Origin of the sequence: Paraburkholderia sp. USG1 (genome assembly GCF_031570135.1) — a bacterium.
GTDB classification, from domain to species: Bacteria; Pseudomonadota; Gammaproteobacteria; order Burkholderiales; family Burkholderiaceae; genus Paraburkholderia; species Paraburkholderia dioscoreae.
Genome location: NZ_JAMWXW010000007.1, coordinates 199,226 through 225,299, shown reverse-complemented (window position 1 = coordinate 225,299; position 26,074 = coordinate 199,226). Strand labels below are relative to the sequence as shown.

The window sequence follows — 26,074 nt, the reverse complement described above, 5'->3', positions numbered from 1 at the left end:
GTATGCTCAATTCCAAGGCGAGAGCTTGGCGAAGCGCGTGTTGCGCCTCAATGCGATGCGTTCACTATTTCAGCGAGCGGCCGCCTTGCCCATCATTTCTGCAGCAAAATCCCTCTCGATGTCGTACGCGGTCCAAAGGGAATTTTCATCCTGATGGTTCATCACCGACCTGATTTGCTGACCAAGGGGATTCGCAAGGTTTTTACTGATATCGAGAGCCATCGCGATTGCCCGGTCTAGCACCGCCTGCGCGTCGGCGGCGAGTTCCTGAACAAACCCCAGGTCGAACGCGCGTTGTCCACTGACGGGCGAGCCGAGTAGGGTCATCGCCCGAGCCACGCCATGCGGGAGGTGCTCCTTCACCATCGCGTAGCCACCGTAGGCTCCAACCTTGACCTCCGGAAGCGCCAGGCGCGTGTCGGCCGTCGAGAGGCGGATGTCGCATGCGCCGGCCAGAATCATTCCGCTGCCCATGACCGCACCATGTAGGGCCGCAATGGAAGGAAGAGGGCTCGAAACAATCGCCTTCATCGCGTCGCGGACCATACCAATGCCGCGCATCGTCTCAGCGCAGGTAATGTTCTCGAACTCCCGAACGTCATTGCCTCCACAGAAATGCTTTTGCGGCAGGCCACTGAAGACGAGTGCTGTAGCCCCCTGTTTTTTTGCACTCGCGATGACGCCAGGCAGTTCACCCCAGGCTGCGAAGGACATTGCATTGACCGGGGGAGCGTCGAGGTGAATAACGGCGATGCCGTTAGCGAGTTCGAGTCGAAACATGGCGGGAGTCCTTGAGCATACTGATTGCTGGGAGCTTGACGCGGCCGCCCAGCCTGGCTGGCTGGCTGGCTGGCCGGGCGGCGTAGCGTTAGCTTGGTCTTAGTCCTTGCCGAAAACCGGCTTGCGCTTCTCGGCGAAGGCATCGATAGCTTCGGCGTGGTCGGCGCTGAGGTTCGTGAGGCATTCATAAGCGACACCGGCATCCATGTGTCCGTGGGCGAGCTGACGCAACGGGATGGTGTAGCCCGCCTTCGTCCACCGAATCGCCTTGGTCGCGCCCTTGCGCAGCTTGGCGACGATACTGTCCACCTTGGCATCCAGTTCGGCAGCCGGAACCACGTGGCCGATTGCGCCGAGACGCTGCGCCTCTGCGGCGCTTAACAGGTCACCGGTAAGCAGAAGTTCGCGGGCCTTGCCGAAGCCAATAATCTGCGGCCACAGGAAGCCGCCGCCGTCGGCCGCGTTCAGGCCGACGCGCACGTGAGGGTCACCGATACGTGCGGTGTCGTCAGCGACCGTGATGTCGCAGAGGAGTGCGAGCGTGGCGCCGAGGCCAACGGCGTCGCCGTTGATGCGACCGACGATGGGGATTTCGCAATCGAGCATCGCGTAGACGATGCGCTTGGCTTCCCATGTGACGATTTCGAAGCTTTCCGGGTCACGCACAGCCGCGCGCATCCACTCGATATCGCCGCCGGCACAAAATGCGCGACCCGCACCCGTCAGCACGATGGCCGACAGGTCCCGCCGGGCACCAAGGTCAATGAAGATTTTGGACAGGTCGGTATGCAGCTCGCCATTGACCGCGTTCAAGGCGTCCGGGCGGTTGATGGTGACATAGGCAACGCGGTCGCGAACTTCGAGCAACAATGCTTCAGACATGGCAATTCCTTTCTACAGTGACAAATCGACTTTCGGGTCGGGTTGGTGCTCAGGCAGGTACCTTCGCGGATGATGTCGATGAGGCAAGGCTGTCGCGCAGTTCGCGCTTGAGCACCTTGCCCATCGGGTTTTTCGGCAGCGCGTCCAGCACATGCCACTGGCGTGGTCGCGCATAGTCGGCAAGCTGGCTGGCACAGTGAGCAGCAAGCGCCTCGATATCAAGCGTCTGCCCTGCCGCTGGTACCACGCAGGCGGCCACATCCTCGCCCAGCCCCTCGTGAGGTACCGCAATGACGGCCGCCTCGGCGATACCGGGAAAGCTGTACAGGACGCTCTCCACCGCGGCCGATGAAATCTTGAGGCCACCGCGGTTGATGATGTCTTTTATCCGGTCGACGAAATGGAGTACGCCCTCGTCATCAAAGCGCCCGATGTCGCCGGTGTGGACCCAACCGTCGACAAACGCTTCGCGAGTCGCGTCCGGATTGCCGAAGTAGCCGAGAGCCATTGAAGGGCCACTGAACACGATTTCGCCCAGTTCCCCTTGCGGCACGGGTAGTCCGTCGCTCTCGACGAGGCGCACCGAACACGTTGGCATGGGGAACCCAATCGCGCCTGCTTTACGTGGCAGGAGGTGCGCGGGAAGATACGTTCCGGCTGGCCCTGTTTCCGTCATACCCCAGACATGAACCTGGTCTGCCCAGTGAACACGGGTGGAAATCTTCTCGATGACTTCTGGGGGCATGACCGAGCCGCCGTAACCGAACCGGCGTACCCGCCGCAGGTCGTAGGTGTCCTGGAGGTATTCGTCGATAAGGAAGTGAATGATGGATGTGACGCCGTGGTAGACGGTCGTGCCTTCAGTCTCGATGAGTCGAAGACGTTCCGCGTTGGACAGGGGTACCTGCTCGAGCACGACGCAAGCGCCACTGACCCACGAGGACATGCACGCCATGCTCATGACCGAGCTCGTGAAGAACGGCCATGCCCCCTGATACCGGTCCCCGCGCTCCAGCCCAACCGCGCCACCCATAGCCTGACCAGCATGCAACATGCTGCGGTGGCTATGCATGACAGCTTTAGCGCGGGCGGTAGTGCCCGAGGTGAACAGGAGGCAGGCCAGGTCCGTATGAATGACTTCCACGGGCACGGCGTCGGCCACGAACGTGCGCTCAGGGTCCGGCCAGTACTGTGGAGATTCAGTCGGTGCGTCGAGCAGCATCAGGCTGGCTGCCGGATACAGTTCGCCAAGCCTTGCAGCGGACTCCTGCATGCAGACCACGGCGACCGGTTCGGTCAGTGTCAGCGCGTGCCGGAGCTCTTCGTCGGAAGAGCGTGTGTTCAGCGGCACCACAACGGCGCCAATTTCCAGGCAACCCAGAGCGGTCAGTACGCACTCGCGGTTGGCGTAGTTTGTGAGAAACACAGCCACGCGGTCGCCGTGCCGCACGCCGCGGCGATAAAAGGCGCGCCCCATCATCTCCATCCGGTGGACCAGCTGGTCGTAGCTCAGACGGTCCCGATGGCCCTGCCAGGAGTGCCCGGAGAAAGCCGCGGCTTGCGGTATTTCCGCGGCACGCCGGCGAAGTAGCGCCGGGATGGTCAGTCCGTGAAGCTCGTTGTAGCTCATGAATTACCTGCAATACGTTGTTCGGATTCCCCGGCCGTGGACACAACGTCCGGGGCCGGGTGTTAAGCCACCTTCAGGCAACCGTGTCGACAACGCCACCGTCCACGCGCAGGGCAGCACCTGTGGTTGCAGATGCCTGGGGCGACGAAAGGTAGATGACCAGGTTGGCGACTTCTTCCATGCTCGCCGCGCGGCGGATGAGTGAGGTGGGGCGATGGGCGACGACAAACGCTGCCGCCGTCTCTTCCATCGACAGCCCCGACTTCTCCTGCTCTTCCTTCAGGAGCGCCTGCAGACCGTCGGACAGCGTCGGACCTGGCAACACCGCGTTGACGGTGACGCCTGTGCCGGCCATGCGTTTTGCGAGACCACGTGAGACCGTCAGGTTTGCTGTTTTCGTCGTGGCGTAGTGAAGCATGTCAACCGGAACGTTGAGCGCCGATTCCGACGAGATGAACACGACGCGACCCCAGCCGCGCTCCGCCATGCCCTGAAGATAGGCGCGTGCGGTTCGCACGCCTCCCATCACGTTGATTTCGTACATTCGAAGCCATACGTCGTCGGGTGTCTCGAAGAAGTCCTGCTGGCCATAGATGCCTGCATTGTTGATGAGAATGTCGACTGCAGGCACTGCAGCCTTCAGCGCGGCCACACCTTCAGCAGTGGCGACATTGGCGACAACGCCGCTGATTTCGGCGGTTGGCAATTCTGACTGCAGTCTCTCAATCGCGTGGTCGACTTCATCCTTCGTTAACCCGTTCAAAACCACCGATGCTCCAGCGTTAGCCAGCCCACGCGCAATGGCGAACCCGATTCCCTGGGTGGACCCGGTGACCAGCGCCGTCTTTGAGGTTAAGTCAATCTTCATGGATAGCACTCCTATTTATCGAATATGGATTATTTAAACGTTTAACCGGAGATATCTTTTTCTAGCTAGATGACCGAGTCGAGCAGGTGCGACGAGTGGGACGCTACGAGATGGCGGGCGGGCTCTTCCATCTGTTTGAAATATTGAACGGTAAAATCGACGAAAGTCTTCACCCGTGCTGTAAGACGCTTTGAGCCATCCGTTAGAAGGTGAAAACGTTGGGCTGGCAGGTGGTAGTCCTCCAGCACAGGAACGAGTCGCCCGGCCTTAACGTCAGCGCCGACTTCCCAGGCCCCTTTCCATAACACACCCAAGCCTGCAACGGCCCATTGACGCAGGGCATATCCGTCGTTGGTCATCCTGTTGCCCTTGACCTGCACCGAGGTCGAAAAGCCGTCCTGCATGAACCGCCAGCGGTCGAGCGGAAAGTCATCGCGCAGCAGAATCAAACAGTTGTGATTTCGCAGTTCATCGAGCGTGCGGGGAGGACCGTGCCTATCGATGTAGTCAGGTGAGCAGCAAACGACTGGTCGGTCGTTGCCAAGGGGTCTGGCCACCATTGAGCTATCCGGAAGGTTTCCCCAACGAAATGCAATGTCGAGACCGCGGTCGACGAAGTTCAGCACCTGGTCGCTGAAGTTGATGCGGAAAATAACCCCCGGATTCTCGGCGATAAACGCGTCAATCAATGGAGAGAGGTATTGCCGGCCGAGGTCGATGGGGCAGGTGATTCCGATTGTGCCCTGAAGGTCGGCGTGACCGCCTTTAATCGCGCGGTCGAGCGATTCGACGTCGTCGATAATGCCCACCGAATTCTCGAACAGGTATTGGCCTTCGGGCGTTGTGCTCAATCCGCGGGTGCTCCGCTTGAGCAGGGGCGCTCCGTATTGCTCCTCCATGGCCTTAAGCCGGCCGCTCATGGCCGCAGGCGAAAGGCCTAGTTGCCGTCCTGCGGTTGAAAGTGACCCTGTCTGGACGACCAGACGGAAGAGTCGCATGTCCTGTATGCGGTCAGCCATGGTGCGTTTGTCTCAAGTGTCGTTTTAATTCTGGTCGCTGATGTCGTCGTGATGTCAGCCCAGTACGAGCCAGTATAGGCGGAAGTGCACTCGCAAAGAGGCTTCAGCTTTTCGGAAAAGGCGAAAAGTTATTTCGCTAAATGTGAAAACGGTTTTCGGTGATTCCAGTGCTAATGTTTAACGACACAAAGTCGTGACAGTGAAACACGAAGGAGACACAGATGCACGCATATAGCGCGGCGACTGTTGCAACGCCCGAGCTCGCAGCAGGATTCAAATCCGCCATGAGCCGGGTCGCATCGTCCGTAATGCTCATTACCACCGTCGACAGCGACGATTACCCCCACGGTCTTGCGGCCACTGCATTTTCATCGGTCTCGATGGAACCAGCGTCTGCCCTGATTTGCGTGAATCGCTCTGCCAGCGCCTCCCCGATTATCAAGGAAACCGGACTTTTCTGCGTAAGCCTGCTTCAGGCTGCGCACGAGCAGATTAGTACGATTTTTAGCCGCTCGGATATGCGTACCCAGCGATTCGTTGAAGGTGACTGGAAAACCGGCGTCAGAGGCATCCGCTACCTCGCTGACGCTCAGGCTGCGATTTTCTGCGAAGTCGCGCGCGAAATCGAACATGGCACCCACACCATCATCATCGGCAACGTCATCGACGTGGTATTGCCGCAGGTGAGCGAACCGCTGGTGTATGTGGGTGGCCGTTACCGTCGGCTCGACAGCTGAAAGCTAAGTAGTGTGAAGAGTAGTTCCTTGGAGAGTGGCAGTCGGTACTCACTCTGGTCAGCAGAGTCGAAGTTCGCCAGCCACTAAAGTCTGAACCGCCGACGAGCCAGGCTTGCGGCGCGCTAGCGGTTTATCAAGTTGAAAGATTCAGGAGATGATATGAAACTTGGAATGTTCATGCAGCCGTTGCACCTTGCCGGCGCGCAGTATCACCAGATGTACGACATGGATGTAGCGTGCGCGATTCACGCCGACAAGGTTGGGTTCGACGAGCTGTGGGTGGGCGAACATACCTCGCAGCGCACCGAGCCGATTACCAACGCGCTGCAGTTTCTGTCAGCTCTGATTCCGGTTACCCAGCGCATGAAATTGTGCACCGGCGTGTTGAATCTGCCTCATCACCATCCTGCCCGAATCGCGGCCGATGCTGCCATGTTTGACCACATGTCGAAGGGCCGCTTCATCATGGGCATAGGCCCCGGCGGTCTCGCGTCGGACTTCGAAGTCTTTGACAGTGACCACAAGGCAAGCGGCGCGATGCTGGCATCGTGTTACGCCATGATTCGCGCCATCTGGAATACGGACGCACCGTATGACCTCGAGACGGCACATCACAAGGTGAGCATCAAGAACACGGTGAACGAGGCGCTCGGCGTCGGGCTGATGCCCGTTCCGTACCAGAACCCATTCCCGCGCGTGGCGACTTCGGCGATGAGCAACTTTTCCAGCACAGCAAGGCTGGCGGGTGCCAACGACTGGGACGTGATTTCGGCTAACTTCAACCTTCCGTCGACCGTGGCCACGCACTGGCAGTCATACAGCGAAGGCGCGCAAGGCGCGGGTTTCAAGGCTGACCGACGCAACTGGCGAATCGCCCGTTCCGTCTTCGTCGCCGACTCCCAGGCAGAGGCCGACGAATACCTAGCCCGCGAATCCAACGCGCTGGCCAAGTACTTCGATTTCATGGTCACCCACTTGAAGGCTATCGGCTACGCAAGCATCTTCAAGTCGCGCCCCGACATGTCGGACGACGAGGTGAACATCGAGCATTGTATTCGCGAAATGGTTATTGCCGGCGACGCAAACTCGGTTGTTGACCAGCTGGTGGCATTCAGCGAGAAAACCGGCCCGTTCGGTACTCTCCTGACGACCTTCCATGAATGGGATGACGAGGCGCTGTGGCGCCGTTCGATGGAGCTGACGGCGAAGCGGGTGATGCCAAAGCTGAGCGAATACATGGAGCCCCGACTAGCGGAGGCGCAACAGGTCGAGCACGCATAATAAGGAATTTGCGTCTGCTATCGCGGCGTCTGCCGCGATAGCAAAGGGCATCCGTCGGCGCTGCTACGAATGTATCGAATTACTGCGGTGCAATGCACAAACTCTGCGTGCTGCCCCGGAACGCTGAACCTCCATGTTTCTCGATTGAGGAACCGGGGAATCTCCTTGTGCTGGTTTCGCCGTTCGCGTGCATTCCAAGGGCACGCGAGCGGCTTTTTTATTTGGTAAGGCTGGAGGCTCAAATCACCGATGCAAGACATCCTTTTAAATCAGAGTGCTGGCGTGCTGACCATTACATTCAACCGCGCCGGGAAGAAAAACTCCTTTACTGCAGCGATGTACACGGACATGGTCGCTGCGTTAGAAAACGCAGCGGGTGACGACCAGGTTCGCGCTGTCGTCTTTCAGGGCAGCCAGGAGGCGTTTTCGGCTGGCAATGATATCGACGAGTTCATTTCTAACCCGCCCGTTGAGCCGGATGCGCCGGTCTGGCAATTCATCCGGGTGCTTAGTACTTTCCCAAAGCCTGTTGTTGCTGCGGTCAATGGCGTGGTCGTCGGAATCGGGGCCACCATGTTGCTGCACTGCGACCTCGTCTATGCGGCGACCGATGCCCGTTTCCGCGTGCCGTTTGTGAATCTCGGAGTGTGTCCTGAAGCCGGGTCGAGCCTTCTGTTGCAGAAGATTTTTGGATACAGGAACGCAGCCGAAGCTCTGCTGCTCGGAGGGCAGTTCAGCGCGGAAGAGGCGCTCAATGGCGGACTGGTGACCCGGTTGCTGCCTCCTAATGAGGTCCTGGCCTATGCGCGGCAAGAGGCAGCGAATCTGGCTGACAAGCCAGTCTCCGCGCTGATGGAGACAAAACGCCTGCTGAAAAGCCACGACGCTGAGACTGTCAGCGTTCGAATCGAAGAAGAGACCCGCCTGTTTCAGAAGATGGTGACGCAGCCTGCAGCTCGTGAGGCCTTCGCCGCCTTTGGCGAGAAGCGAAGACCCGATTTCCGGAAGGTCGGCCAATAAGGCGCGAATCACTTTTAATACCCCAAGGAGTTGAAATGGAACGCGAAGTAGTTGTCGTAAGCGGCGTACGTACCGCCATTGGAACGTTTGGCGGTAGCCTGAAGGACATCGCGCCGACAGAGCTCGGCGCGCAGGTGGTGCGTGAAGCGCTGCGACGGGCTTCAGTTGGCGGTGATGAGGTCGGACACGTTGTCTTTGGCAATGTCGTTCATACCGAGCCGAAGGACATGTATCTGGCTCGTGTTGCAGCGGTGAACGGCGGAGTGACACAGGACGCACCTGCGCTCACGGTGAATCGCCTTTGCGGCTCTGGTCTGCAGGCGGTCATCTCGGCGGCACAAACAATCCTGCTGGGCGACGCTGACATTGCTGTCGCAGGTGGTGCGGAAAACATGAGCCGCGCGCCATACGCAGTCCCGCAGGCGCGCTTCGGGGCACGCATGGGCGATACACAACTGGTGGATATGCTGGTTGGGGCGCTGAGCGACCCGTTTCATCGATTCCATATGGGTGTCACCGCGGAGAACGTGGCACAGCAGTTCGGTGTGACCCGGGAGCAGCAGGACGCGCTAGCTCTCGAATCCCATCGGCGCGCATCCAATGCCATCGAAAGGGGATATTTCAAGGAGCAGATTCTGCCCGTTGAAGTAAAAGGTAAAAAAGGTCCGACATTGTTCGAAGTTGACGAACACGTTCGCACAGCCCCCGCGTTCGAAGACTTCGCAAAGCTGAAGCCGGTTTTTACGAAGGAGAACGGCACGGTTACCGCCGGCAACGCTTCCGGAATCAATGACGCCGCAGCGGCGCTGGTACTGATGGAGCGAAAAGTGGCCGAGAGCCGTGGTTCAAAGCTGCTGGGCAGGCTGGTCGCCTATGCACACGCCGGCGTCGACCCGAAAATTATGGGAATCGGTCCCGTTCCGGCCAGTCGGGCCGCGCTCGCACGCGCAGGTCTCACCATCGATGACATTGACGTCATCGAGGCTAACGAGGCGTTTGCTGCCCAGGCGTGTGCTGTCGCACGTGAGCTTGGACTGGACCCGGCCAAGGTCAACCCGAATGGTTCGGGTATTTCGCTCGGTCACCCAATTGGCGCCACCGGCGCGCTGATTACCGTCAAGGCGCTCTATGAGTTGCAGCGTACGGGTGGGCGCTACGCGCTGGTCACGATGTGCATTGGTGGCGGCCAGGGTATTGCGGCCATCTTCGAACGGATTTGAGGAGGCGCCGTGGGAATCCAGAATCAGGACAGTACGCCGGTCGCCGCACTGGCAGTAAAGTCGGTCGGCATCGTGGGCTCCGGCACGATGGGGCAGGGAGTCGCGCAGACCCTAAGCGTTTCAGGCTTGCAGGTTGTGCTCATCGACATCTCGACCGCAGCGCTGGAAAAGGGCGTTGGAAAGATTGACACCGCGCTTGGTCGTCTGGTCGAAAAGGGGAAGTTGACTGGCGCAGACAAAGACGCGGCACTTGCGCGGGTAACGACGTCCACGGACTACTCAGTGCTCAAGGACGTTGACTTCGTGATAGAGGCGGCGACGGAAAACGTGGACGCCAAACTTCGCATCTTCGAGCAGATTGTGAAGGCAGTGTCGGCGCAGACCATCGTCAGCTCCAATACGTCATCAATTTCCATCACGCGGCTCGCTGCTCACATCGGGGTGCCGTCGCGCGTAGTCGGCATGCACTTCTTCAACCCGGTGCCACTTATGCCGCTCGTCGAGGTTATCCGAGGGCTTCAAACGAGCGACGTTGCAGTGGAAACCGCGCGTCAGCTCGCCATCGCCGCGGGGAAGACACCCATCGTGGTCGCAAACTCTCCGGGCTTTGTCGTCAACCGCCTGCTGGTGCCTATGATTAACGAAGCGTTTTTCCTGCTTGGAGAAAGGGTGGCTACGGCCGAGGAAATCGATGCGGGTATGAAGCTGGGCGCGAACCACCCGCTTGGGCCGCTCGCGCTTGCAGACATGATTGGTCTGGATGTCTGCCTGTCGGTGATGGAAGTTTTCCATGCCGATTTCGGGGACCCCAAGTACCGTCCGAGCCCTCTGCTGCGCGAGATGGTGACCGCCGGCCGCCTGGGCCGCAAGACTGGACAGGGAGTCTATTCGTACGCGGCTTAGAACCTGCTGCTCGTGGATGAACAAAGGCCCGCTGCATCGAGCGGCGGGCCTTGGATTCTCGGTCGGTCTGGCTGAGGCTCAAGCCGTTGCGAGCGACGCAATCTTGTTGACTGTCTGGACGCAGGCTTTCGCCACCTCTACCCCTTTGACCACGAAATGGTCACGGAAGAACGTCACATGTTCTTCGGACGAGTGAAAGTTGTGCGGTGTAAGCACGGCAGAAAAGACGGGCGTACCGGTCTCGAGTTGAACCTGCATGAGTCCGTTGATGACTGCGGTCGAGACAAAGTCATGACGATAGATTCCGCCGTTAACGATGAGACCCGCAGCCACGATGCCGGCGTATTTGCCACTTTGAGCCAGCATCTTCACATGCAACGGGATTTCGAAGACGCCCGGCACCTCGTAGAAGTCGATGTCGTCTAGCGCGTAGTCTTGCGACTGCATGGTTTCGAGAAAGGCAGTCTTGCACTGGTCGACGATATCCTGATGCCAGCAAGCCTGGATAAACGCAATGCGGCTGCGCGGGCCTTCATCTGCCTTGTTGGACAGCGCGTATTGGGTATCAAAAGCGTTCATTGCGTAGGACCTTGGATAGAGCGAATACGCACGATGCTACCGCCGCGAACGGCTGTGTGGCCTACGAATCACGTGAAGTCACTTTTCACATTATCTGAAAAATGCCGGCACCGTCTGGCGCTGTGCCGCCCGCACAGTGCGGATGGGATAAAAAAGACGTTTGAGTTTGCGAATGAATGATTGATTGTTCATAAAATGACTGTTGACTCATTATTCGTGCGGACATATCTTTCTCACATCTGCAGAACTGCAACCAGGAGAAAGTGTGGACTTCACTGAATCAGGCGAGATGCAACAACTTCGCGACACGCTGCGCCGCTTTGTCGAAAAAGAGATGCCCCGGGAAGCTGCGGCAAAGTGGGACCGGGAAAACGTGTTCCCGCGAGACGTTTTTACCAAGCTCGCATCGCTGGGAGTACTGGGTCTGACCGTCCCGGAAGAATACGGTGGAGCGGGTCGCGACATTGTCGCGACGATGATGGTCATTGAAGAGTTGTCGCGTCGCAGCCTTGCCGTCTCGGTGCCGTACATCATGGCGGCCTGCTATGCCGGCATGAATCTAGTCGAGTGTGGCTCAGAGGAGCAGAAGCGGGAACTGTTGCCGAAAGTCGTCGACGGCAGTCTGCTCTTTGCGTATGGCTGGACGGAACCCGACATCGGTGCTGACCTCGCGAGCGTGAAGACCCGGGCAGAGCGGGTGGGTGACAAGGTCGTCATCAGCGGAGCAAAGCGTTTCTGCTCCGGCGCGTCAGTATGCGATTACATCTTCACGCTGGTCCGCAGCGGGCCGGAGGGTGAGCGGCATCGCAATCTGTCCATGGTGCTGATTCCCCCGAACACGCCGGGCGTAACCATCACCGAAATCGACAGCCTCGGTATGAAAGGCGTGGGTACAACGGATGTCATCTTTGACAACGTCGAAGTGCCAGCGTGGAACATTGTTGGCGGTGACGCAGGATGGCATCAAGGGTGGTCGATGCTGGTTGGCTCCGGGCTCGATGTCGAGAAGCTGGAGGTCGCGGCAGTTGCCACCGGCGTTGCGACCGCGGCATTCGAAGACGCATGGGCATATGCGCACGAGCGCCGGCAGTTCGGCAAGTTGATTGGCGACTATCAGTCCATCAATCACAAGCTCGCGGACATGAAGACCAGCCTGCACGCTGCGCGGCTGATGCTCTATCACGCTTCGTCGATGGCAAACCGGCATGAACGGTGCGCGGTGGAGACCTCCATGACCAAACTGTTTGCCGCAGAAGCCGCGAAGGACATTGCGCTTGAATGCCAGACGATTATGGGCGCGTACGGCTATGTGAAGGAGTTCGGCGCGGAGCGCTATGTCCGGGATGCTCTGCTCATTCCGATTATGGGAGGCTCATCGGCGATTCAGAGAAACAACATCTACAAGTGGACCAACGCGGGGCTCTAGTCCAGGTGCTTCGCGTCGCTTTTCGGGTAGTGGTTTGAACAGTCAAGGATAACTTCATCGTGGATTTCACAGAGTCGGACGATATTCGTCAATTGCGCGACACCCTCCGTCGATTTGTCGACAAGGAGATGCCTCGGGACCTAGTAGCGAAGTGGGATAAGGAAAACCGGTTTCCTCGCGAGGTTTTCGAGAAGCTAGCCGGACTCGGCGTACTCGGGCTGACAGTGCCCGAGGAGTACGGCGGTCTCGGTCGCAACATCATTGGCACGATGGTGGTCATTGAGGAGCTCGCGCGAAGAAGCCTTGCTGTTGCCCTCCCGTATATCAACGCCGCCTGCTACGCGGGGATGAATATCGTCGAGTGCGGAACCCAGCAGCAGAAAGAGGAGATTCTTCCGCGGGTGGTCGACGGTTCCATGATTTTCGCCTACGGATGGACTGAGCCGGATGTAGGCTCCGACCTCGCCAGCATGAGGACGAGGGCCGAGCGCCGGGGAGACACCATCGTCGTCAACGGGGCCAAGCGCTTCTGTTCCGGGGCAGGCGTGAGTGACTACATCTATGCCCTCGTGCGGACCGGGCCAGAGGAGGAGCGCTACCGGAATCTGACGCTTCTCCTGATTCCGCCGACCCAGGCCGGCGTGACAATTGAGCCAATCAACGGTCTTGGCCTGAAGGGATTCCCCACGACTGACGTGACGTTCGAAGATGTGGAGTTGCCGTTGTCGAGCATCGTCGGAGGCGTGGAAAAGTGGAATGGCGCCTGGCCAATGGTGCTTGGCTCGGGCCTTGATGTAGAGAAGCTCGAAGTCGCGGCCATGGCAATCGGCATCGGCCAGGCCGCACTCGATGATGCCTGGACGTATGCGGGCGAGCGGCAGCAGTTCGGCAAGGCGATTGGGAACTATCAGTCTGTCCAGCACAAGCTGGCGGAAATGAAGACCCGCCTTCACGCGGCCCGCCTGATGCTTTATCACGCGGCGAGCCTCGCAGACCGGCATTTGCCGTGCACCGGCGAGACTTCGATGGCCAAGCTCTTTGCCACAGAAGCCGGCAAGGCGATTTCTCTCGAGTGTCAGACCATCTTCGGCGCGTATGGGTACGTCAAGGACTTCGACGTCGAGCGATACGTTCGCGACTCGCTTGCCCTGCCAATCATCGGCGGTTCGTCGGCTATCCAGCGTAACAACATCTACAAATGGATGAAGCGGCAATGAAGCAAGTGGCGAGGCACCGGTAATATCGTGTTTTCTGGGACCTGGGATGACTATGACCTGAGCCGTAAATCGCTGGGCGTCATCTCGCCCTTTGGCAGATGGCAGATAGCGGACACGACATGAACGAGGCAGCCGGTATGACTTCTGAAGTGACAGACAAGGACGTTCCTCGCCCGGCGGGCAAGGCAAGACGCTCTACCCGAGAGATGCGGGCTGAGGAACTGAGAAACAGGATATTTGCGTCGGCATCGACGGTTGTCGGGCGGCATGGGTACGCGGAAGCATCCATCGGCCGGATTACCGAGGAGGCAGGCATTGCGCAGGGCACCTTCTATCTGTATTTCGAATCGCGCCAGGCGCTCTTTGATGTGCTGCTCCCCCATGTGGGTGTCGACATGCTTGCGTACATCAGCAAGAAGGTGCATGGGGCTGAGTCCTTTCTGGAAGTCGAGGAGCGCGGCTTCAGAGCGTTCTTCTCCTACCTGCGGACCAATCCCGGATTTGTTCGCGTGCTAAATGAAGCCGAGGTTGCGGCGCCAATCGCCCACGCGGCGCATATGAAGTTGCTCACCGAGCACTACGTTCATTCTCTTGAGCGAAGCGTGGCCAACGGTGAAATCAAGCGGTTTGACGGTAGGGAGCTCGAGGCGCTGGCCTACATCTTCCAGTCGGCCCGAAGTTATCTGTACATGAGATATGTAAAGGGCCATGAGAAGTCGAAGCTGCCTGAGTGGGTAGTGGACACCTACATGAAGCTCGTACGGCATGGTCTGAAGTAAGGCTGCTCGTAGGCAGCGGACTCTGGGGTGTCAGGCTCGCCTCTGTTCTATCTCGTAACGCCGTTCGACCGTAGTTGCTGTTATTTTTTCTTTTGCGGAGTAAGCCTTGAATCCCAGACTGTTCTCTTCACTGACGCTGCGCTCGGTGTCCTTGCCCAATCGCATTGTCATCAGCCCGATGAGCACCTATTCGTCTGAAGACGGATTTGCCAACGACTGGCATCTCGTCAATTACGGCAAGTTTGCGCAGAGCGGTGCCGGGATGGTCATGGTCGAAACCGCAGCGGTTTCTCCTGATGGACGCGGCACATACGGAGACCTGGGGCTCTGGAGCGACGACCACGTCGCCCCACTGGCACGAGTCGCAGCCTTCATTCGTTCGCAAGGCTCCGTCCCGGCATTGCAGATTGGCCACTCAGGCCGGAAGGGCAGCATGCAGCGCCCGTGGGAAGGTTACGGTGTTCTGACCGATGTAGAGGCTGCGCGCGGCGAGCCCGCCTGGCAGACCGTTGCGCCCTCAGCCATTGCGGCTGCCGATGGCTGGCCCGAACCGATGGAGATGAGCCGGCGTGAACTGGAAGAGGTTGCGCTCGCATGGGAGGCTGCCGCCCGTCGCGCGGCTGACGCGGGCTTTGACGTTCTGGAAGTTCACTGTGCCCACGGCTATCTTCTGCACGAGTTTCTTTCCCCGGTCGCCAACCAGCGTTCCGACGAATATGGCGGTGACGCAACGCGCCGCATGGCGTATCCGCTCGAAATTGTGAAGCGGGTACGCGCGGTCTGGCCGGCGGAGAAACCGTTGATGTGCCGCGTTTCGTCGGTTGATGGCGTGGAGGGTGGCTATGACATCGAGGACACCGTGGCATTCGCGCGAGAGCTTAAAGCACTGGGTGTCGATGTTGTCGACTGCTCGTCGGGTGGAATCTCCGGGTTTGCGACGGTCTCCAGTCGCCTGCCACGCACGTATGGGCACCAGGTGCCATACGCCGCCCGTGTCCGCGCGGGAGCGGGCATCTCGACGATGGCTGTCGGGCTCATCATCAACGCACAGCAGGCCGAGGAAGTACTGGAGGGCGAACAGGCGGACCTCATTGGCATCGGCCGTGAGGCGCTTCACAACCCGAACTGGGCATTGCATGCGCGACACGAGCTGGGGCAGGACACCTTTGATGGGTGGCCCGCTCCTTATGGCTGGTGGTTGGCCAAGCGTGCGCGCCTGATTAAATCGATGGACGAAGCGGGCGTACCGCGACCCGTAGGTCACCAACATGTCTACTGACACCACGCCTGAGATTGATTCCGAGCTGGAAACGGCCGGTTGGGTCGTCCCAGCCGGTTTCCGCCCCGTGCCATCGGAAGACTTTCTGGACACGGTAGGCCCGGTCTATATGCGGGAGGATGCTGGGGGCAGCCTGTGCATTGCCAGCCGGATGCTTGAGCGCCATCGTAACCAGGGCGGCAACGTTCACGGCGGAATGCTCGCGACATTGGCCGACTATGCCATCGGTTTCAACCTGCTCCAGATTGGTCCACGCCCTACCAGATTTGGAACGGTCAGCCTGAATATCGATTTTGTCTCGAACGGCCGCATTGGCGAGTGGCTTGAGGCAACCGTGGCCATTGACAAGGCTGCGGGCCGTGTGAGATTCGCGTCGTGCGTCATTCGCGGCGAGGGTGGCCGATTGGTGGTGCGGGCGAGTGGAGTGTTTTCGGCGTCGACGTCCGAGTAAAGACATCCGTCTGGAAGATTAAACAGCCATAGCAAAGAGGTTCTGAATTGAAAGTTCTCGTTCCAGTGAAGAGAGTGGTCGACTACAACGTGAAAGTGCGTGTGAAGTCGGATGGGTCGGGCGTTGACCTTGCAAACGTCAAGATGTCGATGAATCCGTTCGATGAAATTGCCGTTGAAGAGGCCGTGCGCCTGAAGGAGGCTGGTGTTGCGACGGAGGTCATCGCAGTGTCCGCCGGTGTCGCGCAGGCGCAGGAGACGCTCCGTACAGCCCTAGCGATTGGGGCAGACCGTGCCATCCTCATTGAATCCGGCGAGGAGCTGCAACCGCTCGCGGTGGCCAAGCTGCTCAAGGCGCTGGTTGACAAGGAGCAACCGCAGCTCATCATCCTTGGCAAGCAGGCTATCGATGATGATTCGAATCAGACCGGGCAGATGCTGGCTGCGCTGGCCGGACTCCCTCAGGCTACGTTTGCCTCGAAGTTGACCGTGACGGACGGCAAAGCGCTGGTGTCTCGCGAGGTCGATGGCGGCGCAGAGACGCTCTCGTTGACACTGCCTGCCGTCGTAACGACGGACCTGCGACTCAACGAACCGCGATACGTGACGTTGCCCAACATCATGAAGGCGAAGAAGAAGCCTTTGGAAACCCTCAAGCCGGAAGAACTTGGTATCGATGTTTCGCCGCGGCTCAGGACGCTTAAGGTGGTCGAGCCGCCGAAGCGCTCTGCCGGCGTCAAAGTTCCTGACGTCAAGGCGTTGGTTGAGAAACTGAAGAACGAAGCCAAGGTGCTGTGAAGACATCCGGAGAAACAGGGAAATGACGATTCTGGTAATTGCAGAGCATGACAACTCGGCCCTTAAAGTGGCCACACTGAACGCAGTTGCTGCCGCGCAAGCGATAGGCGGCGATGTTCACATCCTGGTCGCCGGCTTCAATGCGCACGGCGTAGCGGAGGCCGCCGCAAGGGTAGCCGGCGTAACCAGGGTCCTTCATGCTGATTCGCCGCATCTCGAAGCCGGGCTCGCGGAAAACGTAGCAGAGACCGTTCTCGCTAGTGCGGCAAACTATTCGCACATCCTCGCCGCGGCGACAGCTTCCGGCAAGAACGTCACGCCGCGCATTGCTGCAAGACTTGATGTGGCGCAAATCAGCGACATCATCGCGGTCGAGAGCGCGGATACGTTTCAACGCCCCATTTACGCGGGCAACGCCATCGCTACGGTCCAGTCTCACGACGGCATCAAGGTCATCACTGTGCGTACGACCGGCTTCGACGCCGTCGCTCATGAAGGCGGAGCGGCGGTGGTCGAGACTGTCGCTGCTGGACCGGATGCCGGAACGTCGCAATTCGTGAGTCGCGAGGTGACCAAACTCGACCGGCCGGAGCTGACCTCCGCGAACACTATCGTGTCAGGCGGACGCGGGCTCGGCAGCGGGGAGAATTATACGAAGGTGCTTGAACCGCTGGCCGACAAGTTGGGCGCAGCGCTTGGTGCCTCGCGGGCAGCGGTCGATGCCGGCTTTGTCCCCAACGACTATCAGGTCGGCCAGACCGGCAAGATTGTCGCGCCGCAGCTCTACGTTGCGATAGGCATATCGGGCGCCATTCAGCACCTTGCCGGGATGAAAGACTCCAAGGTCATCGTCGCCATCAACAAGGACCCTGAGGCGCCTATCTTCGGTGTCGCCGACTACGGACTTGTTGGGGACCTCTTCTCGGTGATTCCGGAGCTGGCTGAAACGCTCTGATGGAAGCGGAAATCCGGTGCGCAGGGCAACGGAAAGCCGCTTCGGACCCGGTGCTCCATTTCTTCGGCGCCGGGTTCGGGTTCCTCTGCTGGGTCGTCAGGAAAGAACTTGTTTTTGCGCGCTTGCTAGTCTCGCGCTGATTGTCAGCCCGCGACGAAAAATTAATTCGGCAGGTCGACCTTTCGGCGTCCCGGGGCCATCACGTATAGTCCGCCTGCGCTTCTTTTTGTCTGGAACGGCGCATGTCTAATGGAGCTAGCGATGGTGGACCGTGCAGATGTATCTATTCCAGAAATCACGGCTTTTGAGGCGGTTGCGCAGACGGGAAGCTTCACGAAAGCCGCTGAAGCACTCGGCACCGGCAAGTCCAATGTAGGCAAGATTGTTCAGCGGCTCGAAGAGCGCCTGGATATTGGGTGCGCTCGGAACCGGGCTGGTAGCCGACACTGACAAGTTCTTCGAGCTCCGCGGAAACCTGTGCGCGGGTCTTCGGAGTTTGCTGCGCGGATGCCGGCGCACAAAGAAATACGGTTGCAGCAGTCAATACCGCGGAGATAGTCACTTTCAACATTTTAGGAATTTGAACGGGATAAAGCGGCGTGCGCGCAGAACAATTCGACGCCGTCGTGGGATGCCATAAAACAAGCACTGCGACACTTGACGGGGAAGTGTACGTGGCAAGTCAGCAGGGTGAAAGGCGCTTGCGAGGTAAAACACAATTCGCCATGAACGAATTGAAGACTAATCGTCGAGGACAGTTCGGTGCCAGTGGAGCGCGCTACCACTATTTTCTGGTTAGATAGCTAGCCACAGTACCGCTTTTGTCTGCTCAGCAATTCACCCCGTGCGAATGGAGTATTCGCGATTTTCACGATTATCAGCGCCGCTGCGCGACCTAGACTGGATTTGGTAACGTCCGGTTGGAGTCGTCGTGTTAATTGTATTCTTTGTCGTCAGCCCTGTAGGCATTGTCGCTTTGTTCGCGTTCGCGAAGTTTGCCGATGCCCGGTTCCGAGACTCTCAGCGAGAACCCGGGAACATTGATGAGCAGTAGGTACCGAGATGTTCGGATTGAATTCAGGGCTCCGCTGTTTCACGCACCTTGCTCATCTTCGTGATGTCAAGTGACGGCACGCACAGCATCGCAAGGAAGGCGCACACGGCTACCGCGAACATGCAAAGGAACATCACGTGCAGAGAGTGGTGCAAGGCGAGCCTCAGCGCGTCGCTGGCGGCAAACTTCTCAGCTTGGGAGGCAAGCAGGCGACCGAGCTCTTCCGAAGTGACGGGAGGAGCGCCATTGGTGTGGGCCAGGCCGTAGTTCACAATTGCACCGAACACCGCTGCGCCAAGCGTGTTGCCGAGATTGCGCGAAAACAGGTTTGAAGCAGTTGCGCTACCTCGCTGAGCCGCGGGCACAATCTCCTGAATCAGGACCATGCAGCTGACGCTCAGCACGCCCATTCCGAACCCCATGACGGCCGACCCAATTGCGGCAAAAAGCGCGCTACTTTCTGCTGTCATCAGTACGAAAGGGATGGCGCCTGCGGGCACGAAGAGACTACCGTAAACAAGTATCCGACGCAGTCCGATACGGTGGAACGTTCTGGACGCAATGGTCGCGCCAGACGGCCAGCCCACCATCATCATGGTGAGGGTCATGCCTGCCTCTACAGGCGTACGATGCATCACACCCTGAACATACATTGGCAGGAACGTAGTGAGCCCCATCAGGGACATGCCCGTCAGCACGGTCGCTGCGTTGCAGACAGCAACTGGTCGATGTGCCCATAGGCTCAACGACATCATCGGGTCAACCGCGCGCCGTTCCTGTACAAAGAAAAGGATGCTGCTTATCAGGAGCGTCGCAAGCTCGACTCCGAGACGCACACCGCTCGCACTTCCCGCGTCGGTGAGCAGCATCATCAGGGCCGCAACCGCTATCGTGAAAAGTGCCGCCCCGGCCACATCAATCTGTGGGCGGCCTCGGGGCTTTTCCTCGTGGTAGAAGTAGACAAACCCCATTGAGGCCAGTAGCCCGATTGGCACGTTTATCCAGAAAATCCAGCCCCAGGAGAGCTCGCGAATCAGCAATCCACCTGCCGTTGGGCCAAGGACGGCGCATACGGCCCAGACGCTTGCGAGATACCCCTGAACTTTGCCACGCTCTCTCGGCGGGTACAGGTCGCCAATAATGGTCAACGTGACGGGCAAGATGGCGCCGGCCCCGATGCCTTGTATCAGCCGGAATACAATCATAGCGGGCATGGACCATGAGAAGCCCGCGAGCACGGAGCCCAGTACGAAGACTGCGATGCCAGAGAGTATGGCTAGCTTCCGTCCGAACAGGTCAGCGAGCTTGCCAAACACGACTGTCAAGGCGGTCTGCGTAAGCAGGAACGAAGAGAACACCCAGCTGTAGAGATTAAGACCGCCTAACTCGGACGCAATCTGTGGCATGGCGGTCGAGACGATGGTCGCCTCGATAGCGACCATTGCCATCGAGGCCATCACCGAGATGACGACAAGAGGGCGGACGGTAGTTGTATGTGGCATGCTGTTCGCTGGGACATCAAGGACATTCGAAGGCGGCATCGCATGCGCCGGCGCACCTGTCGATTATGCCCGTCGAACGAATCATCACTATTCGCTGCGCGCGAAAAACCATTTCTCAAACACCGAATAACAGTGGCGCCTCGGGCGTCCAATGATGAAGAAAATACCGATTGTCGAGCAAGGCTGAAAAGTCAATTCGGGATGTCGGGCTTTATTTGTGGCGGTTCGTGGCCTTAGAGTTTCTCGTGGCGCAATAGCGCTGCAATTCTCTTGGCGAGACCTTAAGAATCGACGCAAATGGATTATCTACAGTCACTCCGAATGTTCGTGAAGGTCGCTGAAGTGAGCAGCTTTGTGGGCGCGGCTGAGCAGTTCGACGTTTCTACGGCAGTAGTCACGAGGAACATCTCTTCAATCGAGGAACGCCTTGATGCGCGTTTGCTTCAGCGCACAACGCGCAGCGTGACTCTGACCGAGGCCGGGCGCATCCTACTGGAGAAGGTGCGGGGGATTGTCGCGGACATCGACGAAGTTGAGGGAGCGCTGCTGGCAGCGAGCAATGCACCGTCCGGAACACTGAGAATTGCAGTGCAAGGGTCGCTTGGAGCTCATTGTCTGGCGAGGATTCTGAAGGAATACGGGCTCCGCTATCCAGCCGTCACGCTCCAGATAGCGTTGACCAGCGGGGCCATTGACCTTGTCGAGCAGCGCTTTGATGTTGTCATTGCTGCGGACGACTATCCTCATCACAGTTCTGTAGTCAGGCGGCGACTTGTACAGTGGGACTTGTGCCTGGTTGCAACCCCGGACTATCTGGTGCCGTACGGGATGCAGGAAGCGGCGCTCAATCTTGACCGCCTGAATCTGCTGTATCTCGAGGACGTTTCAGCCGGCGCGGCAGCAGGCGTCGCTCATCGGTGGGTCAACGAACACGCAGTGGGTGCATCGCGCCTGCAGGTGAACAATGCAGAAGTGCTGCGAAACATGGCATTGGAAAGCATGGGCGCCGCACTGCTGCCGCGATATATCGTCCAGCACGACCTGACCGATGGCCGTCTTGTACAGGTGCCGACGGACGCTTGTATGCCGACTGACGGGTTGAGTGTCGCCTACGCGAGTCGGCGCAATCTCGCGCCAAGCGTCCGGTCCTTTGTAGACTTTCTGGTTGAAGCGTTTGAACAGGAGTCGTCTTCGAACCCACTCATCCAGAAAGAGCTTGTTGAGCTCGAAAGCTGACGGTCCAACTTCGCGGTCAGGTTCACACCTCTCGCTTGTGGGCAGGGAAGTGCGGCAGAACGAACTCGGCGAGTTCGTCAAGAATGTCACTCGCAGGCCGCCGCGTGGGCTTCATGTGCAATCCGACGTGCGCTATGCCCGCCTCCTCCTGCATCTTCCAGAACTCAATAAGCGTATTGCGCCCGGCCCGTAAGACCCGTCCTGGCTGGACCGGCGCATCCGGGTCCTCGTGCAAATCGAAAAGTGTGCCGTAGCCGTACGGCTTGAAGTTCATCCCAGCACAAGCGGCGCGCCAGCGCGGAATGACGTCTGTCATGGTCCGCGCGTCAAAGCCCGCCCAAATCCACGCATCCATATGCTCCGCAATCCATTCGACGGACTGACCGCCGCGCCCGATGGCAATCGTTGGTAGCTTTGGGCCAAGCGGACGAGGCACCATGTCGAGTTGTCCTCGCAGGTTCCCATAATGTTCGGACTCGATTACCGGATACGTATCCTCCGTGACCGCCCTGATGATGCCGCGTGCTTCGCGATAGCGCTCAGCACGATTTACGTATGGCAGACCAAACGCCGGAAACTCCGTCGGACGGTCACCGCCGGCGAGTCCGAGCAGGAAGCGCCCGCCTAGAAGCTGGTCGACGGTGGCTGCCTGCTTCGCGACAAGCAGAGGATGCCGCAGCGGCGCAACGATACCTGCGGTTCCGATTGCAATATCTCGGGTGACTGCGGCGAGCCAGCCCGCGTACACCATAGGGTCGAGTATCTGCCCGACGTCGCCAAAGTTCGGGTCATAGAAGGGAACGTCACGTAGCCACAGCGCAGCCATACCCATTCGGTCCGCCTTTTGAGCCATTGCCGCGTGGTCTGCAAGCGAAGGACCTGGCGAGTCAGGATACCCTTCGAGTGGAGCGATAAAGCCGAACGTCAGTTTGCCCGGTTGAAATACGCGGGAAAATCCCCGGTGCGTTGCGAGCTCGACTGGTAACGAGGTGCCAGGGCCGGATGCATTACTCATGATGTTCTCGTTCATGGCTGTTCGACTGGTATCGAATCAAGGAGGACAACGCTGGTTTGTTTCGCGGCGCGGCAGATGCGAGATGCGCCAACCGACAAAAAAACAAACTCCTCGCCGTAGAGCGAGGAGTTCATTGGTCAGGACCGAGCGGCTAACGCCGCCCGAAAGACGTTACGCAGCCAGTTGTTCCTTGTGCAGCGCGACGAGTTCAGCTTCGTCCTTCAGGGCCTTCTGGGCAGACGGGCGGGCTTCGATACGGGCGATGAAGGCAGCCAGGTTCTTGAGGTGGTCCAGGTTGACGCCCGAACGCTCGTGCCACAGCGTTGCCCACACGTAAGCGTCAGCAACCGTGAACTGTTCGCCCGTCAGGTACGAACGACCGTCGGACAGTTGCTTGTCGAGCACGCCGTATGCCGTGAGCAACTTGTTCGTATGGAATTCGATGCCTTCCGGGGTCATCAGCTTGCGCATCAGGGGGATGTGCTTCTGCGCGATTTCGGTAGCGATGAAGGTCAGCAACTGGTCCGTACGAGCGCGCTCAATCGTACCGTGCTTCGGAATCAGGTTCGTTTCCGGATGCTGGTCGGCGAGATAGGACGTGATGGTGATGGTTTCGGTCAACGCTTCCTTTTCGCCGTCCAGCAGCAGCGCCGGCACGTAGAGAAGCGAGTTGACATCAGAGAACGTCGTGCCGTCGGTGGTCGACTTGCCGAACACGTCGAAGTGGACCAGTTCCGGCGTCAGGCCGATTTCGTTAGCGATGGCCTGTGCGGCGAGGGAGCAGGTAGCCTGGGCGATGTAGAGTTTCATTTTGAGCGTCGTCCTACGTAGATGATTGACCGGCTTGGACCGGGTTTCAGGTGGTGCGCCGTGGTGCACCGTTGGGATGAAGTATGGTCAAAATCAGGCCTTCGATAAACAGCGGTTTGAGAGTCAGTCTGTAGAATCGCGAGCGACAATCGGGGCATCCAGGTCCATCCGCGAGAGCTGCGTAGCGACGGCGGCCAGCGAGCAGATGGCGAGCCCGACACCGCAAAGCAGGAAGCCCGTCGAGCCAAGTGCAGACGCAAACACGGCCGCGACAGCCACGCCTGCAAGCACGCCCACGGAGCCGGCGCAGACGTGCAGTGCTGTCGTGACATCGGGTGTTTCTGGAGCAAGTGAACGCAACGTCGACTGTGTGACAAGCATGCCGCCTGAATGCGTTGCACCCCAGCTCAAGACGGCTACAGCAGTCAACGCGTCAGGGCCGTGAGCGAACAGGTATAGCAGCACATAGACAGATGCCAGAGCGATGGGATGAATAAGGGCGGTAAGAGCCGGCTGCTTGCGCAGAAATCCCCCGGCGAGGAGAGCACCCGCGATGCCACCAACACCGAACAGGACCATCAGCAGACTGGCGAACGGAAAGTCGATTGCTGGCTGGTCGGTGAGAAGGTGCAAGGAGTTGCTGAAGACGGAGAACATCGCGGCGTACTGCAGAGCTATCGCCGCGAGGGAGACCCATATGACACCCGTAAGCCGGACAGGGGACGCCAGCTTGGTTACTGCCGCATGACCCGGGCTTCTGCGGCGATGTCGGAGCATCATCCATATGCCGATGGCTGCCGTGAGGTAGGCAGCGGCAACGAACGAGACTGGTTGAGGAAACTTCGTCGAGAGCCAGGTCGCCATCGGCAGTCCGAGTACAAGACCAAATAATGCGCTTCTCGCCGAAGAGGTTCCTTGCCATGGCAAACCAACTGCTCCGTCATTGACCCCACCGCTGGAAACGGCGCCTGCCAGAAGTACGGGATGAAGAAGAGCTGGGTGAAGCGAGAGAGAGAAACTTGGCAAGCCAAAGACCGTGCCAAATGCGGGGTTGATTGCACAAAGGCAACTGCAAACCGCGAGGCAGAACAGAACAGCCGTAAGCAGCCGTGTTCTTTTGGCCGCCGGCGAAAATATGGTCGCCAACGGCATCACGAGACTTGCTGCCAGAATGAGAGCACCCATCGAAACTTCCTTCTAGTCGCACGGCGCGGCACAGCGACCTTTTCAGTACATCCGCGCCCCCCAGTCGCGCTGGGGCAATCGAATCGACCGTACAGACGGGTCCCTTGTCGTGTGGTCTTGCGCTATCGGCCTGGCGTGGAAAAAGTGGACCGCTAGGAGCTGGAGACGTGGCATAGACTCAGACAATTAACTTACCAATATCTCCTGCGAAAAATGTAGCTCGCGCGGCGAGTGAGAAAAAGCCGTCGCCGGCGAATTGAGATTTCGCCGCTGTCTGACAAACAAGCACGGCACAATTGATTACACAGAGTTTTGGCTGAGTTGCTGGAGTTCGGCCGCTAGCTCGTCTATGTACGAGTCTCGCATCTGGCAGTCGGCAAGCGCGCGTTGCAGTTTGAACACGTACTCTGCATTCGTACCGAACGACCCGGATGCAGCTGCCATGAGTGGAGCTATCGCTGCCGGCCGGGCGTCGGGTTCGAATTGAGCCTGCTGCGAGTTGGCCACAAACACGAGGGCCATTACTTCTCCGTCCGTTCTGAACCTGATTGGCGCCCAGGTCGGAGTGTAGGCCCCAGTGACCATCTCGCGAATCCAGAGAATGCGCAGTTCTTCATCCAGGGTTGCTTCGGGCATACGCAGAGCCACACCTTCGGTTGTGCCGCCTGGCTCGAGCGAAAGCATCCTTCCTGGCTTCTCGGGGCTACCGCGGCCAGCGACCAGGCGAATACAGAAACTGCGGTGCCAATCATCGAGTGTCGCTATAACGCGACTGTCATACTCGGAAATGGGATTCCACATCAGCGAACCGTACGCAAAGACCCAAAGTTCTCCCCGCTCCGGGCGGCGCGACATGGTCTCCGCGAGCGATTGGTCAATCTGGGCTTGCGTCCAGAGAATATCTTTCGGCAGCGAGTCAAAGCTTTCGAGATACGCTCCAGAGCTGATGGCAGTTCGGTTCAACATGGCATTAGTCTCATTGGGCCGGAACAGCAGCGCTTACAGGTGAGAATGCACTCGCGGGTGGCTGACACACTCGCGTCAACTCGGGCGACGCTCGGTCCGGTGAATCCATATGTTGTTCTCAGGGACTTGTCTGAGATTGTGATTTGCGAGTATGGCCTGCTACGCGCTTCAGATAAACCCACGTTAAGGAGACGCAGCGTCCGCGCAGGAGCGACAATGCGCTCGACGCGATGAACTCGAATAAAGGATGCTAAGAGAAACTGAAAAAACACCGCTCATCTTTCGGTGGTTCCGAAAACTGCTTGAATGAAGACAGCGGCGGTTGTTCGGCGAAAGCGTGCAGGACAGAAGTAGACAGGAATTGTTCAGGATGACCGACATATATTTTCGCCGGATGCAGCTTTATCGCACTCATTTGATTGAGCAATTTCGGGATAGACCTCGTCAGAGTGTTCTCTGTATGGCTGGCGTCAAAGGTGCGAT

25 protein-coding genes and 1 pseudogene are annotated in these 26,074 nt (G+C 58.7%); 14 read left to right on the top strand and 12 right to left on the bottom strand.

Translation table 11 applies throughout. The features are described 5' to 3' along the window. Positions 1-69 precede the first annotated feature (69 nt). The 5 genes from NE850_RS12210 to NE850_RS12190 all read right to left on the bottom strand — a co-directional run bounded on the left by NE850_RS12210 (position 70) and on the right by NE850_RS12190 (position 5,179). Positions 70-780: an enoyl-CoA hydratase/isomerase family protein gene (locus NE850_RS12210; protein WP_165185196.1), complete on the bottom strand. Its 711-nt coding sequence runs from the start codon at positions 778-780 to the stop codon at positions 70-72. 99 nt (positions 781-879) lie between these two features. Next, the gene (locus NE850_RS12205) at positions 880-1,662 is read right to left on the bottom strand and encodes an enoyl-CoA hydratase/isomerase family protein (protein ID WP_165185198.1); all 783 of its coding nucleotides are present in this window, start codon (positions 1,660-1,662) and stop codon (positions 880-882) included. A 49-nt stretch (positions 1,663-1,711) separates the two neighbouring features. Next, positions 1,712-3,292 (bottom strand): class I adenylate-forming enzyme family protein, encoded by a 1,581-nt coding sequence (locus NE850_RS12200; protein ID WP_165185201.1) that lies wholly within the window; start codon positions 3,290-3,292, stop codon positions 1,712-1,714. A gap of 73 nt (positions 3,293-3,365) precedes the next feature. Beyond that, positions 3,366-4,160 carry an SDR family NAD(P)-dependent oxidoreductase gene (locus tag NE850_RS12195; RefSeq protein WP_165185204.1) on the bottom strand — a complete coding sequence of 265 codons (795 nt, stop codon included), beginning with the start codon at positions 4,158-4,160 and terminating at the stop codon, positions 3,366-3,368. A gap of 65 nt (positions 4,161-4,225) precedes the next feature. Continuing rightward, positions 4,226-5,179 (bottom strand): LysR family transcriptional regulator, encoded by a 954-nt coding sequence (locus tag NE850_RS12190; RefSeq protein ID WP_165185206.1) that lies wholly within the window; start codon positions 5,177-5,179, stop codon positions 4,226-4,228. Between the two features lie 221 nt (positions 5,180-5,400). On the opposite strand from NE850_RS12190, the gene NE850_RS12185 reads away from it, so the two are divergent. From NE850_RS12185 to NE850_RS12165, 5 genes are all read left to right on the top strand, one after another. Continuing rightward, positions 5,401-5,916 carry a flavin reductase family protein gene (locus NE850_RS12185; RefSeq protein WP_165185209.1) on the top strand — a complete coding sequence of 172 codons (516 nt, stop codon included), beginning with the start codon at positions 5,401-5,403 and terminating at the stop codon, positions 5,914-5,916. A gap of 159 nt (positions 5,917-6,075) precedes the next feature. Next, positions 6,076-7,197 carry an LLM class flavin-dependent oxidoreductase gene (locus NE850_RS12180; RefSeq protein WP_165185212.1) on the top strand — a complete coding sequence of 374 codons (1,122 nt, stop codon included), beginning with the start codon at positions 6,076-6,078 and terminating at the stop codon, positions 7,195-7,197. Positions 7,198-7,446: 249 nt separating this feature from the next. Further along, positions 7,447-8,217 (top strand): enoyl-CoA hydratase, encoded by a 771-nt coding sequence (locus tag NE850_RS12175; protein WP_165185215.1) that lies wholly within the window; start codon positions 7,447-7,449, stop codon positions 8,215-8,217. 35 nt (positions 8,218-8,252) lie between these two features. Next, a complete protein-coding gene (gene bktB, locus NE850_RS12170) occupies positions 8,253-9,437 on the top strand; it encodes a beta-ketothiolase BktB (RefSeq protein ID WP_165185218.1) in 1,185 nt (394 codons plus the stop codon). A gap of 48 nt (positions 9,438-9,485) precedes the next feature. Beyond that, positions 9,486-10,340, top strand: coding sequence for a 3-hydroxybutyryl-CoA dehydrogenase (locus NE850_RS12165; RefSeq protein WP_165187377.1), 855 nt, complete (start codon positions 9,486-9,488; stop codon positions 10,338-10,340). A 78-nt stretch (positions 10,341-10,418) separates the two neighbouring features. On the opposite strand, the gene NE850_RS12160 is transcribed toward NE850_RS12165, so the two are convergent. After that, a complete protein-coding gene (locus NE850_RS12160) occupies positions 10,419-10,919 on the bottom strand; it encodes a 6,7-dimethyl-8-ribityllumazine synthase (RefSeq protein WP_165185220.1) in 501 nt (166 codons plus the stop codon). 265 nt (positions 10,920-11,184) lie between these two features. Here NE850_RS12160 and NE850_RS12155 point away from each other — a divergent pair, with 265 nt between their 5' ends. From NE850_RS12155 to NE850_RS12120, 8 genes are all read left to right on the top strand, one after another. Continuing rightward, positions 11,185-12,345, top strand: a complete 1,161-nt coding sequence (locus NE850_RS12155; RefSeq protein ID WP_197740210.1) for an acyl-CoA dehydrogenase family protein — start codon at positions 11,185-11,187, stop codon at positions 12,343-12,345. A gap of 59 nt (positions 12,346-12,404) precedes the next feature. Beyond that, on the top strand, positions 12,405-13,562 hold the full coding sequence (locus tag NE850_RS12150; RefSeq protein ID WP_165185223.1) for an acyl-CoA dehydrogenase family protein: 1,158 nt from the start codon (positions 12,405-12,407) through the stop codon (positions 13,560-13,562). A gap of 119 nt (positions 13,563-13,681) precedes the next feature. Then, on the top strand, positions 13,682-14,341 hold the full coding sequence (locus tag NE850_RS12145) for a TetR/AcrR family transcriptional regulator (protein WP_197740211.1): 660 nt from the start codon (positions 13,682-13,684) through the stop codon (positions 14,339-14,341). 106 nt (positions 14,342-14,447) lie between these two features. Beyond that, positions 14,448-15,620, top strand: a complete 1,173-nt coding sequence (locus NE850_RS12140) for an NADH:flavin oxidoreductase/NADH oxidase (RefSeq protein ID WP_165185226.1) — start codon at positions 14,448-14,450, stop codon at positions 15,618-15,620. Then, entirely contained in the window at positions 15,610-16,071 is a 462-nt protein-coding gene (locus tag NE850_RS12135) for a PaaI family thioesterase (RefSeq protein ID WP_165185229.1), read from the top strand. The genes NE850_RS12140 and NE850_RS12135 overlap by 11 nt, the downstream gene beginning before the upstream one ends. 47 nt (positions 16,072-16,118) lie before the next feature. Beyond that, on the top strand, positions 16,119-16,868 hold the full coding sequence (locus NE850_RS12130) for an electron transfer flavoprotein subunit beta/FixA family protein (RefSeq protein ID WP_165185232.1): 750 nt from the start codon (positions 16,119-16,121) through the stop codon (positions 16,866-16,868). A 22-nt stretch (positions 16,869-16,890) separates the two neighbouring features. Then, positions 16,891-17,823, top strand: a complete 933-nt coding sequence (locus NE850_RS12125) for an electron transfer flavoprotein subunit alpha/FixB family protein (RefSeq protein ID WP_165185234.1) — start codon at positions 16,891-16,893, stop codon at positions 17,821-17,823. A 261-nt stretch (positions 17,824-18,084) separates the two neighbouring features. Beyond that, on the top strand, positions 18,085-18,273 hold the full coding sequence (locus tag NE850_RS12120; protein ID WP_310698804.1) for a LysR family transcriptional regulator: 189 nt from the start codon (positions 18,085-18,087) through the stop codon (positions 18,271-18,273). 16 nt (positions 18,274-18,289) lie between these two features. Here NE850_RS12120 and NE850_RS39465 read toward each other — a convergent pair. Continuing rightward, positions 18,290-18,394: pseudogene (locus NE850_RS39465) on the bottom strand (hypothetical protein); the annotation flags it as partial. A gap of 506 nt (positions 18,395-18,900) precedes the next feature. Further along, complete coding sequence (locus NE850_RS12115; RefSeq protein ID WP_310698803.1) at positions 18,901-20,379, bottom strand: MDR family MFS transporter; 1,479 nt, start codon at positions 20,377-20,379, stop codon at positions 18,901-18,903. A 297-nt stretch (positions 20,380-20,676) separates the two neighbouring features. Between NE850_RS12115 and NE850_RS12110 the strand changes: the two genes are divergently transcribed. Next, positions 20,677-21,615, top strand: a complete 939-nt coding sequence (locus tag NE850_RS12110; RefSeq protein WP_165185242.1) for a LysR family transcriptional regulator — start codon at positions 20,677-20,679, stop codon at positions 21,613-21,615. 22 nt (positions 21,616-21,637) lie between these two features. On the opposite strand, the gene NE850_RS12105 is transcribed toward NE850_RS12110, so the two are convergent. The 4 genes from NE850_RS12105 to NE850_RS12090 form a co-directional block, all read right to left on the bottom strand. Continuing rightward, positions 21,638-22,645, bottom strand: a complete 1,008-nt coding sequence (locus tag NE850_RS12105) for an LLM class oxidoreductase (protein WP_232064116.1) — start codon at positions 22,643-22,645, stop codon at positions 21,638-21,640. 156 nt (positions 22,646-22,801) lie between these two features. Next, positions 22,802-23,440: a glutathione S-transferase family protein gene (locus tag NE850_RS12100; RefSeq protein ID WP_310698802.1), complete on the bottom strand. Its 639-nt coding sequence runs from the start codon at positions 23,438-23,440 to the stop codon at positions 22,802-22,804. Positions 23,441-23,563: 123 nt separating this feature from the next. Beyond that, the gene (locus tag NE850_RS12095) at positions 23,564-24,625 is read right to left on the bottom strand and encodes an MFS transporter (RefSeq protein ID WP_165185248.1); all 1,062 of its coding nucleotides are present in this window, start codon (positions 24,623-24,625) and stop codon (positions 23,564-23,566) included. Between the two features lie 300 nt (positions 24,626-24,925). Further along, positions 24,926-25,591, bottom strand: a complete 666-nt coding sequence (locus tag NE850_RS12090; RefSeq protein WP_165185251.1) for a gamma-glutamylcyclotransferase — start codon at positions 25,589-25,591, stop codon at positions 24,926-24,928. Between the last annotated feature and the right edge of the window lie 483 nt (positions 25,592-26,074).